Origin of the sequence: Paenibacillus yanchengensis (genome assembly GCF_042684845.1) — a bacterium.
Classification (GTDB): Bacteria; Bacillota; Bacilli; order Paenibacillales; family Paenibacillaceae; genus Pristimantibacillus; species Pristimantibacillus yanchengensis.
In genome coordinates this window covers 1-11,809 of record NZ_JBHUMH010000040.1, presented here as the reverse complement: position 1 = coordinate 11,809, position 11,809 = coordinate 1, and the positions used below count along the sequence as shown (strand labels likewise).

General features: G+C 36.0%; 16 protein-coding genes. 12 read left to right on the top strand and 4 right to left on the bottom strand.

Translation table 11 applies throughout. The features are described from left to right. Positions 1-85: 85 nt before the first annotated feature. The 4 genes from ACFSTH_RS11675 to ACFSTH_RS11660 all read right to left on the bottom strand — a co-directional run bounded on the left by ACFSTH_RS11675 (position 86) and on the right by ACFSTH_RS11660 (position 3,018). The gene (locus ACFSTH_RS11675; RefSeq protein WP_377775797.1) at positions 86-1,027 is read right to left on the bottom strand and encodes a tyrosine-type recombinase/integrase; all 942 of its coding nucleotides are present in this window, start codon (positions 1,025-1,027) and stop codon (positions 86-88) included. Between the two features lie 654 nt (positions 1,028-1,681). After that, positions 1,682-1,894, bottom strand: coding sequence for a hypothetical protein (locus ACFSTH_RS11670; protein ID WP_377775799.1), 213 nt, complete (start codon positions 1,892-1,894; stop codon positions 1,682-1,684). Positions 1,895-1,931: 37 nt separating this feature from the next. Then, complete coding sequence (locus ACFSTH_RS11665; protein ID WP_377775801.1) at positions 1,932-2,198, bottom strand: group-specific protein; 267 nt, start codon at positions 2,196-2,198, stop codon at positions 1,932-1,934. Positions 2,199-2,247: 49 nt separating this feature from the next. Continuing rightward, a complete protein-coding gene (locus ACFSTH_RS11660) occupies positions 2,248-3,018 on the bottom strand; it encodes a helix-turn-helix domain-containing protein (protein WP_377775803.1) in 771 nt (256 codons plus the stop codon). A gap of 24 nt (positions 3,019-3,042) precedes the next feature. Between ACFSTH_RS11660 and ACFSTH_RS11655 the strand changes: the two genes are divergently transcribed. The 12 genes from ACFSTH_RS11655 to ACFSTH_RS11600 all read left to right on the top strand — a co-directional run bounded on the left by ACFSTH_RS11655 (position 3,043) and on the right by ACFSTH_RS11600 (position 11,614). After that, on the top strand, positions 3,043-3,489 hold the full coding sequence (locus ACFSTH_RS11655) for a conserved phage C-terminal domain-containing protein (RefSeq protein ID WP_377793685.1): 447 nt from the start codon (positions 3,043-3,045) through the stop codon (positions 3,487-3,489). Between the two features lie 305 nt (positions 3,490-3,794). Beyond that, entirely contained in the window at positions 3,795-3,887 is a 93-nt protein-coding gene (locus ACFSTH_RS11650; RefSeq protein ID WP_377775805.1) for a hypothetical protein, read from the top strand. A 15-nt stretch (positions 3,888-3,902) separates the two neighbouring features. Next, positions 3,903-4,169 (top strand): DnaA ATPase domain-containing protein, encoded by a 267-nt coding sequence (locus tag ACFSTH_RS11645; protein WP_377775807.1) that lies wholly within the window; start codon positions 3,903-3,905, stop codon positions 4,167-4,169. 46 nt (positions 4,170-4,215) lie between these two features. Next, complete coding sequence (locus ACFSTH_RS11640) at positions 4,216-5,037, top strand: hypothetical protein (RefSeq protein ID WP_377775809.1); 822 nt, start codon at positions 4,216-4,218, stop codon at positions 5,035-5,037. Between the two features lie 452 nt (positions 5,038-5,489). Beyond that, on the top strand, positions 5,490-5,627 hold the full coding sequence (locus ACFSTH_RS11635) for a hypothetical protein (protein ID WP_377775811.1): 138 nt from the start codon (positions 5,490-5,492) through the stop codon (positions 5,625-5,627). Positions 5,628-5,781: 154 nt separating this feature from the next. Next, positions 5,782-6,378 carry a hypothetical protein gene (locus ACFSTH_RS11630; RefSeq protein ID WP_377775813.1) on the top strand — a complete coding sequence of 199 codons (597 nt, stop codon included), beginning with the start codon at positions 5,782-5,784 and terminating at the stop codon, positions 6,376-6,378. A 13-nt stretch (positions 6,379-6,391) separates the two neighbouring features. Beyond that, positions 6,392-6,829: a hypothetical protein gene (locus tag ACFSTH_RS11625; protein WP_377775815.1), complete on the top strand. Its 438-nt coding sequence runs from the start codon at positions 6,392-6,394 to the stop codon at positions 6,827-6,829. Between the two features lie 250 nt (positions 6,830-7,079). Further along, positions 7,080-7,220 carry a hypothetical protein gene (locus tag ACFSTH_RS11620; RefSeq protein WP_377775817.1) on the top strand — a complete coding sequence of 47 codons (141 nt, stop codon included), beginning with the start codon at positions 7,080-7,082 and terminating at the stop codon, positions 7,218-7,220. A gap of 389 nt (positions 7,221-7,609) precedes the next feature. Beyond that, a complete protein-coding gene (locus tag ACFSTH_RS11615) occupies positions 7,610-8,221 on the top strand; it encodes a hypothetical protein (RefSeq protein WP_377775819.1) in 612 nt (203 codons plus the stop codon). Next, positions 8,214-10,091 carry a phage tail spike protein gene (locus ACFSTH_RS11610; RefSeq protein WP_377775821.1) on the top strand — a complete coding sequence of 626 codons (1,878 nt, stop codon included), beginning with the start codon at positions 8,214-8,216 and terminating at the stop codon, positions 10,089-10,091. The genes ACFSTH_RS11615 and ACFSTH_RS11610 overlap by 8 nt, the downstream gene beginning before the upstream one ends. Positions 10,092-10,163: 72 nt before the next feature. Beyond that, positions 10,164-10,613 carry a hypothetical protein gene (locus ACFSTH_RS11605; RefSeq protein WP_377775823.1) on the top strand — a complete coding sequence of 150 codons (450 nt, stop codon included), beginning with the start codon at positions 10,164-10,166 and terminating at the stop codon, positions 10,611-10,613. Positions 10,614-11,344: 731 nt separating this feature from the next. Then, entirely contained in the window at positions 11,345-11,614 is a 270-nt protein-coding gene (locus ACFSTH_RS11600; RefSeq protein ID WP_377775825.1) for a hypothetical protein, read from the top strand. Positions 11,615-11,809: the final 195 nt, after the last annotated feature.

Here is an 11,809-nt window from a genome sequence, read left to right as displayed (position 1 = left end):
TCTGTTTCTTAAATGCTGCTGTGAATGTTCTTCTTTGTTTGGACATGGTAGTAGTTCCGCTCCTTCATCTATTTCTTTTATTCTACTACCCCTTAATTTTTCTGTCTAACTTAGTATAGCCGATCCAGTCTCCACCTTTCCACATGTCGCCTAATTTCAAACGCTCTTTATTGCAGTATAATTTAAACTCTTTCAGTTCTTTGACCACAGAAGCCGGTATGGATACTGAACGTATCGAATTTTCTGTTTTTGGTTCACTGATGATAGTTCTATTTTGTTTGGTTGTACTTAATGATTGTTCTACTCGCAATAACCCCGCTTCTAAATCGATATGCTTCCATTCAAGTCCCAGTAATTCCCCTCTGCGAAGTCCTGTAGTAAGTGCTAGAGTAACAAGGACACGCCAGTATGGAGTTTCGTTTTGAAGTGCTTTAAGTAGTTCCTGCGCTTCTTCTGCTGTATACACATTAACCTTCGTCTTTTCGCCTTTTGGTTTCTTTACACCGTTAAGCGGGTTCTCCTTAATTAGCTTCCATTCCACAGCCCTATTAAACACGTTTCTAAGTGCTCTTAATATATAGTGAACAGTACCTGTAGCAATTTTACCGCTACCATCTGCACGATCTGAATTCTGCAAATCTTCTACAAAATTAATCATTTGATATGTGGTTACGTCTGTTAGTTTAATATGGCCAATAGCTGGAATGACACGGTTGTTTAAATAGATCATGTAGATTTCTAATGTTGTTGGCTGTAAGTGCTTGACTGCATACTTCTTTTCCCATTCTGAAATAAAAGCTGCAATAGTCATCTTCTGAGGGGCGATGTATTCACCCGCTTCAACTTCCTGCCTAAACTTCACATACTCGGCATCCAAATAATCCTGTAATCGCTTTGTCGTTTTTAGTAGCGCTTGATCTTCTATTTTGATCGTCTTTGTACGTCTGATGTACTTCCCGTTAGCAGCCTTGCCAGCGTTAACAGTAAAGAACCAGCTATTTTCACCACGCTTTTGTATGTTCGCCATGTGTGTTACTCCTTTCGTGTTAGATATGGGTCAGTCCAGATTTGGACTGTCATGTCTTGGTTGATGCTTTGAAAATGATTGTTGTATATTCGATAAATAATTCAGACATTACTAAAATTTATCAAAATAAATTCAGAAAAAACGATTCCGTAGCATTGTTTAAAATTCGGATATTGCGATTCGCAATATCCGAATTTTTAAGTATCCATCTACGCGGCGCCGTATCTTGAATATTCTATTGCGTTGTGCCTTTTTCGTTACGTTGCAGCTTTGAAATTTCTTTTGCCATATCTATCTGATATGGTGATCGGCCTATTCATAAGTGCGTGCTCTTTTTTGAGCATCTACTTTTCAGTCCGGAGGTAAAGTTTGTTAGTATTCGGTGCAATACCTAAATTTTCGAAGTCGCGCTTAAAACCTCTTGAATCATCGCCCTCTGATAGAACGAAGTGTTTACCTTCTTTATAACTATCTTTACTATTATTGAAATTCTGTTGCACTAGTTTGTCCTGCATGTTCAATCGTTACTAGGTTCATATAACTAAACTTTTCAATAGATTTATTAATCCTAAGCAGCGCCTACCAAGACTTTTTTTACCACTCTGATACAATTTCCAATATCGCGTCAAATGTAGGTTGTGCAACCCACCAACGTTAGCGATTCTTTTTTCGTTCGTGAACACGCACTCTTGGATCACGTAATATTTCATTGTTTAAATAAACAGTAGACATAGATGTTAGTTCAGACAATCGGTTAATATCTACTAGTAAAAGTTGTTGATTTACCTGCTTTTGCAGTTCTTGCTTTATGAATTCTTGTACAGCTTTTTCATCGATATTAATTTCTAATTTAGCTGGAATCATCATACTTTTATCTCCTAGGATTTTAGCTTTGTTTGCAGAGTTATTTACTCATTAACCATTCAACTAAAAAGTTTCTCGTTTCTCTTGCAGGGAAATACCACTTGTTCCCCACTTTCTTCTTTGGGAAGTCAGGGTGAAAAAAGAACTGCTCTTGAATAAAAGGCCAACTCATACACGTTCTACGCAAAAGCTCTTGTCTATCCCAGAACACTAATTCTGCATCAAATTCTTTCAGAGCTTCTTCAACTTTTTCGATGTAAAGTTTTTTTAGTTCTTGCTTATCAACTTCAACAGAAACTTTGAGCAATTACTTTACCTCCGTTGATATAAATATTGAGTGAATACGAGTGTGTTAATTAAACATAGTCAGGAAACATTATCTCTAGCATATCGATTATGCGACTTTTTTCATCCTGTGTTAATTCGTAAGTGTTGTACTTAAAATTTCCCCAAACCAAATATCTTAGCAGGTCAGACATAATTTCATCTTGATTTTCTAATTGTTCCTCTAATTTATAACAATTTCCTTTATATTCGCTAATTGTCTTTATTGTTTGCAACATTTTTTCAATTACTAAAGCATCTTCATTAGTCGTGAAGATAGGTTTTTGATCAGGTGAGGTAGGATCAAATAACATGTTTATTAATTCTCGGTAAGGTACTGCTTCTTTTCCTACTTTTTTTAGTTTAAATATAAATTTACTACATAAGTCTTTTGCGTTATCTCCAACAAGTGTGATTTTATCAAGAAATGCTTCTATTACTTCGATAACTCTTACAAACTCGATATCTGGGTTTGTAATGTTTTCTAAATGATTTTGCTCTAATATTTGGCTAAAAGACTTTGCGCCAGGAATTATAGTATGTTGAAAACCATAAAACGCATCTATGTCTTCTTGTGTGGCTTTTCTTGTGTAACCTGCTTGGATCATTAGTTCTGAATAAGGGACACTAAGAGGTTTTGCGAGTTTTCGTAATATATCTGGAGATGGATTTTGTTTCAAACCTTTTTCTAATTGAGATATGTATGTATGTGATAACCCAGATTCTTTAGCGAGTTTATACATGCTAATCCCCACTTCTTCTCTTTGACTTTTGAGATAATCACCTAGTTTTGAATTTTCCATATAATCATTCCTTTTAAAAGAATCATGCAAGATATATTGTTAATAATTCATATGCCCACAAAAGAAGAAAGTAAAGAACTTAAGCATTTAAGAAATAAAGATATATATATTGTCGTGCAATACCTCAACGAGAAAGCAGGTAAGAAATTTTCACCAGAAACTAGTGAAACAATTAAACGCATTAATGCTAGATTTGCAGAAGGTTTCACAGTGGAAGATTTTAAAGTGGTTATTGATAACAAAGTAAGGGATTGGTTACACGATCCTAGAATGAGGAATTATTTACGTCCTGCCACGTTATTTAGTCCAAGTAAGTTTGAAGGATATTTGAATGAAGGAGGTACAAGCGGTGAAGGGGATTCGAGATTTCAGCAGAGCATTAGAGGAAATCAAGGAACGAGCGAGTTTGCACACCTCGACCAAAGCAGCACAATCAAATGTGATGACGTCTATGACACAAGCATCTTTTGATTGTCACACTTGTAATGACGAGGGAGGGTATCTTGTTAAGCGAGAGGATGGTATAGACGTTTGGAAGTATTGTGACTGCACAGAGAGAAAAAGAGTGAAGCGACTTATGGCAGCTAGTCAGATCACAGAAGAGTTCAAAAAAAAGGTGTTCAGCAATTTTAAGGTGGAAGGCATGCCTGAGGTGGTAGCTCAGGCGTTCAAAGCAGCTCGTAGTTACGTTACAAGCTTTCCAGAGATAAAATTATACTAGAGAGAATAGTATCGCCCTTCTAGGTCGACCTGGGAGCGGTAAAACGCACTTACTTATGGCAGTTTCAAACAATCTGTTAGATCGAGGTGTCGAAGTAGTCTATTTCCCTTGGGTAGAAGGGTTTAATAGTCTAAAAGATGACTTCTAGAAGTTAGAAGAGCGATTGAACGTTTATAGAAATTGTGAAGTGTTATACATTGACGACATGTTTAAAGGCAGAAAAGAGCCGACTACATTCCAGTTAGAACAGTTATTCGGTCTAGTGAATCATCGTTACTTGAATAATAAACCATTGTTAATCAGTTCTGAAAAAAGTATATCACAGATTTGTGAATTTGACGAAGCAATAGGAAGTCGAATAAATGAAATGTGCCGAAATTATAGGGTTATTCTTAGTGGCAGTCAAGAATTGAATTATCGTTTGAAATAAGTGTAGGTACTGCAAGATAGATCATAGTAACTACGGAGGAAGAGAGATGTTCTGTGTTATTCAAAAATTGTTTAACAAGCGGACTGATCCTTATGGAGCGTACAAGGAGCTAGTTACATATAGTGACTCGTACACAATCAACGGAAAAGCGCATACCAAATATAGGTTTCATTATGGCGGTGAACGCTTTGAGAGACACATTAGAGACGCTTATAAGATTATGATTCATAAAAGCTATCGTGAAGCTGGTAAGGTCAAGAAAAAGCAATGGGTGATCTGCACAATGGGCTATTATTCGTTGCTGGATAGTTGGCCAGGTGACTGTATTATTTCATCGGTACTAGAAGAAAAGTTAACTGAAATGGGTATTGATGAAGGTCAATTGTGGGAAATGGTTTATAAAAAGCTTGACCCATTAATAGAACGGGTTAAAGCAGAGTTTATTGTGACAGAAGAATACCAGACAAAGCAAAGACATAAGCAGTTAATTGCAGAGTATCAGCAGCGAAAGAAGGAGTTTGATAGTGAGTATGGTTCTGACACATACGAGTATTGTTATGATCTGTACGGAGAGTTGCAAAACCCTGCATATTTGAAAGAGTTAGAGGATGCCTTGCGACAGCGCCAACAATATCAAGAAAGTAGTTATCAGAGACATTCCAATAGTAACTACGGATATGAGGAATTCGAGAACTTCTTTAATGGTAGTTACTCTAAAGCCAACCGTAGTAACTACACCGATGATGAAAAAGTAAAACTTAAAAAGATGTTTAGGTATTTAACGAAGACCTTTCACCCAGATGTTACTAAGGATGATGGCGAGATGATGAAGCTGATAAACAAACTAAAGGATGATTGGGAAATATGAATTAAAACAACAATTATATTCAGAATTTTCAGTTATGTTTTGTCTAGGTACAAATGAACACTTCAAGATCTGTTTGGGGGAGTGTGAAAAGTGGAGGGATTACCTTCAATTTCCTACAAAATCTTATCGCAAAGTATGCCGTCTGAATCTATCCTAGATAGGGCAGAAAGGTATCACACAAATATGCGACAGTTCAAGGTTAAGTCATGCAGCCATAATGTTTCATTAAGGGCTAGGGAGCCGCCAATGTAAGTATCTGGAATGAGCACAATTAATTATTTGTGCTGAATTGTTAGAACGTTGGTAGTGTCAAGCATGTAAACAATTACTTTTAGTAAGTAGTGTTCAGCTGTACTAGAGAAGAATTACAGGATAGGTCACGCAGAAATGTGGTAAGTGGATGACGAAAGGAATAAGCATGTTGATGATAGAGTGAAAAAAGACTAGATGCTTTGTATGAACGAAGTGAAGAAACTCGTGAACGCATAGATTATTTACGAAAACTATTAGATGAAGAACAAGAAAGAATGTCTTTACTGCTGGAAGAGAAGAAGGAATTGCATCGCTTCTACAATCCTTTAATGAACTAAAGTGATGAAGCCCCCCCATCAAAAAGTTTCGAGGTCGGGGCGGGACGGGCACCGGCGATGGGAGTCAACTAGTAAGTTTTTTCCCTTACCTTGCGCGAAAGGGGGGGATTGGGAATTAAAACCATTTAAATACTGATTTCTAGGAGATGAAAAAATGGAAAAAGTGGAACTAATCGATGTGGGAAAATATTTTGCAGAGTCGAAAAAGGTAATTCAAATTGCTATTGAAAGAGAAAAATTACTAGGAAAGAAAATGCCAATAACAGATAAACTTCGACTGATAAGGGATTACAAGAAAAAGACCAATTCCCCTGATGAATACGAAGCATTGGAGACATTGGAGAAAGAACTAGATAAAAAACTACGATTCAATCAACTAAATGAACCAGCTGTGCCAGATGAATATAAAGAAAAGGTGAAAAGGAATGCAGTTGTTGAGCTTCAAGAAGTAAACAAGTTGTTAAATGAATTTAAGGCTCAACTTAGGTTTCATTATAAGTATATAGAGAATGAAGTTGTTCCCTTAATTGCAAATATTGAGAAATTAGAGCGTTTGAAAGCTATTCCTGTACAAATTGAAGCTATTATAGATGAAGAAATTGGTGAAAATGCTGTTTTTAAAATAGAAAACACTATTCGAGAACTAAGTCATTCGAAGAATATGAGGATTTCTAAAAGTATAAACAGCTACTTAAGTAAAGCGATAAAAAGTATGCAAGAAATCGAATTTGCTGAAGAATTCAAAAATTAGAGGAAGGTGAAGAGTGATGTTTGCATTTGAAAAAGAAATTGCAGAAAGAGAAATGCTAACCCCCGTATGTAGTTATTCTTATCAGGTTATATCGATATCTGATCAAGCTAAATTAAATTTCGGATTGAGTCTTAAAAAAAGGGGGCCTATTGAAAAACTTGTAGATTTATTTAAGAAAGGTGAAAAGCTAAACGATTACCCTTTTGTCGGTCAAATAACCTTTTTTCACGATGATTTGAATGAGAAACGCATTGAAGAAACTAAAGAACTCGCACAATTAAATATGGCTCGTTATGGTATTAAAGGAATTAATTATACAGAAAATGGGTTTAATTATGTTAGTTTCAATGCTAGCTTACGTGAAGGCAAAGATTACAAAATCAAAGTAGGCGAAAAAATCATTCATGAACAGCCCCGAAAACTGACGTTTGACGATATTAAAGTGTTATAGGATTTCGGGATAACGATTAAAAACTTCTTCATTCTCACCTATCTCTTTATATATTAGAGTCGGTCGCAAAGTAAAAAGAAATTATACAAAAAGAAGTCATTGAAGCATTAGCATCAAGATTATAGATAGGGGATATGTAAAGTGAGCAAAGAAATCATTTTGAAGGAAATGTAAAAATATAACGTGTCTCCGTTGACTATTGATGATGAAAATGAGATTTTTCTATATGTCAATTCAGGGGGTGTTGATTATGAAACACCGTGAAGATTACGAACATCAGATTCTCAGCATTCTAGCGAAAGGTTATAAAAAAAGATATTTATCAAAGAATGAACCTACTAAAAAAACTACTAAAAAAAAGCTTATTACAGGCGAAGAAAAAAAGCGTTAATTGTAGACATGAAATCATAGGCGTAGTCGAAAGCGAGGTATCTATAAAGCGATAGTGGTTGGACATATACAATATTCGGTTCGATAGAAGAAGGATTTGCATTAAAGCTATATTATGTACTTCCTTAATTCATAAATAGTAATGAGAAAAGATTTACTATTAAGTTTACTAAGGTCGCATTTGAAACCTTCAAACAAAAAAATCTCATTCAGCAATTTTGTCGAGTCAAAATTCAAAGAATTACGTAATCCAATGAACATCAAAGGTTGGATGTGGTATTCAACCTTTGAGTGAGAAGTGAAAGAAATGACGTACAAGGTCGGTTGCGAGAACTGACCTATATTAAGGAAGAAAAATAACGAAAATTAATTATTTAGTGGGTGAATAATTTGTTTGAACTTGTATTAGTAGATCCAAATGAAGAGCTATGTTCTGAATTAGAAAAACATTTTATTGGACTGGAAAAAGTGAAAGTTGTTAATGGTAAATTTCAGGATATAGAGAACTGGGATTGTGTCATTAGCCCAGGTAATAGTTTTGGGATTATGGATGGTGGATTTGATCTTCTGCTATTAAAATTATTTGGTAAAGAAATACAAAGGAAAGTGCAAGCGAATATATTTATGTATCATGCTGGATTACAACCAGTAGGTACTTCTCACATTGTTGAATTGAATAACATAAAGCATCCATTTGTAGCTTATACACCAACGATGTTACACCCTATGCCAATTAACGGAACTATTAATGTATTTCTTTCAATGAAAGCCGCTTTACAATCCATTCAGATTCATAACGATAATGGCGGTGGAAAAAACAAGAAATTCATAAACAAGGTAATATGTCCGGGATTAGGCACAGCTACAGGAAGGGTACCTTATTCTGTCGCAGCATATCAGATGCGCCTTGCATATGATTTGTTTTTTAATACTCCTAAGAAAATGGATTGGGATCTTGTACGACAAATAGTCAAAAAAATGAGCGGAGGTCAACATGCGTAAATCAAACATTACTATATATGATCTAAATATGCGTAAATTAGCATTATTGGAAAATGCAATAACAATAAACTACGAAACGCCAATGAATGGATTATGGACAGCAGGTTTTGAACTGCCGCTAGACGATGAAAAGAATGAATACTGCCAACCGTTTTACTTTGTGGAACTATTTGATTTAGATGGGCGAATGGACTTGTACCGTATATTACCCAACACTGCTAAACGTGATGGAAGCAACCAAACCGTTAGTTATAGTTGCGAACATGTCCTTGCTACATTAATAGATGATGTATTATTTCAATTTCATAAGGCTGGTAATCTAGGAGTTTACACCGCTCAATCTATCCAGTATGTACTAGACCAACAAACAACTCAACATTGGGTACTGGGGCAAGTGGATTTTGAGCGACAGTTTGAATATAGCTGGGAAAATACCAATCTGTATAGTGCCTTGATTAGTATTCCAAGACCGATAGATGAGGTGCATATGTGGACATGGGACACAACTAGTTATCCATGGATATTAAACCTAATACGTCCATCCGATCATGTACAAGCGATTATAAGATACGGACACAATATGTCTGGTATCACTAGAGAGGTTAACCCAACCGAGTTAGTCAATCGTGTTTATGGATTGGGTTATGGCGAGGGAGTTAATCAATTAACCTTTGCCGAGGTAAATAACGGCGTACCTTACATTGAAGATGCAGAGTCTATTGCAAAGTACGGTTTAAAACAACAGGTATGGGCAGACAGGCGTTTTACATCAGCGGAAACGTTGATAGCGAGGGCACGAACTATTTTAGCTGAATCAAGCGTACCTAGAGTAACGTATACCGTTGATGCTAGTGAGTTGTACGCTATAACTGGTGATCGTAATGATAAGTTTAGGACAGGCGATGTAGTGAGAGTACAAGACCCTGATATGGGTAAATTAGATATTCGTATTGTTAATGTTAAAAAAGGGGATATATTTGGTGATCGTGGCAAGGTGCAATTAGAGATTGCGAATAAGAGCCAAGACATTACTACCAGCATGTCGGATATCAATAACCGGTTACGGATTGAAGAAGTGTATGCACAAGGGGCAACGAATGTTAATGTATATAACCTTGCAGAAAACTGCGACCCAACACATCCAGCAAAGTTTAAAATATGGATTCCAGACGAAGCCGTAAGAATTAATAAGATTCTGTTGACGTATGAAAACGAACCGTTTAGAGCAAACAGTAAGGCTGTGTCTGGGGGTGGAGCAATAACAACTAGTACAGAAGCTGGTGGTGCAACCGTTGCATCATCATATACTGACAGTAGATTTGATGATTATAACTACACTACCGAAGGTATGACTCCTAGTGCGGCTACGTTATCTGCTGGAAGTCATCTTCACAATGTTGACGTTTCAGATGATGGTGGTCACTTCCATACAGTACAAGGCGGTTCTACTAGTTACGATGGAGTCCACAACCACCCCTTAACACAAACAGATTCTGATGGAGAGCATATACACTTTTTAGATAAGCATGACCACTACCAAACATTAATACCGCACTTCCACGATATACAACTTCCGAATCATGTCCATGCAATTGATTTACCAAACCATGAACACGAAATTGAATTTGGTATCTATGAGGGGGCGACAGCTACAAAGGTGAAAGTTGAAATTGATGGTGTGGAAACAAGTATAACAGAACCGTCTGCAACAACAATTGATTTAATTAATTATTTGGATGTGGATGAAGAAGGGAAAATAAAAAGGGGACAATACCACGAAATAGAAATAACACCTAATGATTTTAGTCGTATTGTGGCATCAGTAGTTATTCAATTCTTCGTAAACAGTCGCGGCGGCGGGGTGTATTAATTCATATCCTAATATACGTCCGGTAATCGTGTTTATACTAACAAACACATGCACTATAAAGGGTGTGATATCGTGTACTGGGTGAGGAGAGTACGCCGTGAGTTAATGGCATACAATTCACTTCGATTGAGAAAATCGGAGTTATTAGAGCAGCTGAAATATATGGATAATTTAATAGATCCAAGAACAAGCAAACTGGACGGTATGCCGTATTCAAATAGAAGTAGAAAAGATTCCCCTGTGGAGTTAATGGCCATCAATAGAGAAGAAGAACGACAAAATATTGAATGGGAACTAAGAGTTACGAAAAGATTGATTTATCCTATCGAGTGTGGACTAAAAGCCTTAACTGCACTAGAGCGTGAAGTAATAGATAGAGTATATTACAACTTTGAAATACCAGTAAATGAAATAGCTAGTTCACTTGGATTGACACAGAAACAATTTGACGAAATTAAATTAAAAGCTATGTGTACTATCAATGAATATTTATTGATGACTAGCCAGCGATTAATTGGATAATGAAGTAAATACAGACCTTAGTGTGCATGCTAGGGTCTGTATTTATGTTCTTCGAGTTTTGAAGCTGGGGGCGCAATAAAATTAGTGGTTTATTGAAAATATGTTAAAATTGTTAGTGGAGATTGGGCTTTTATTGACGTAAGACTTTATATGAGTGTAACCTAAGTCTGTTTTTATGACTGATCAGCAACTATTAGGGATAGTAATACTGGTAGTTTGTTAGATCACAGTAAAAAATCCAGACATTCTGAATCGGAATGATTGAAATTCAGATATGGCAAATCACCATAACCGAATAATAGTAAAAGGGGGATGGATAGTACTAATAATGTGTTTATGAAGTGTTGGGGAAGTTTTACTTTTTACTTAAAGGCGAATCGTGAATTTCAAGTATTGCTAAATTAGTATAAGTAAGTCAAAGTCCAAAGCGTGTCCTCAAGTTTGAGGAGACTCAATAGCAGCAAAGGAATGCTCACAGAGGGTAACATTGTTTTATATTGGAAGACGCTGAACTGAAAGAATTCAACATGACGACCGGTAAAAATGATGATTCGTTATCTATCATGGTGAATCTCCATGATTGAAGTGCTAGTAACTTTGTACTAATAAGTATTAACAATAAAACAATGAAAGTTGAAGATTTAGTCACAGAATGGGGTGTGCTGATATTTCAGCTGACCTAATATAAAGATAAAAGAAATAGAGAATTACATTGTTAGGAGAAGGTATATATGATACCTGCGACAGTCGAAATACACATTGATCAAGACGTTATTAAAGAATATATCCAACAAGAATTACAAAAGTACGTACATCAACAGTTACTACTTGTTGATATACGAAAGTTAGCTGAATTGACTTCTATGTCAGTAGATCACTTAAATGAAACTATCTTACATGATCCGAGAGTCAAAATGTATGAACGAAAGAAAAGAAATAAACGTTGGTGGTTAGCACAACCAACCTTTGATGCGATAGTCGAAGTCGTTAACGAATGGTGAAAAATAAAAAAAGCGTGGGTAGACGCTAAAGGGATAGATAATATACAAAGTACAAAAGCCGCAGGGATGTGATATGCTCCCATCATAGTAGACAGTAGAAAAAACAAAAACTACTACTACTAATGATGGGAGTTTTTCTAATGTCTAAAAGAAGTTCTATTTCTGTGGAAGTAAAACTACACGTGGTACAGCGAT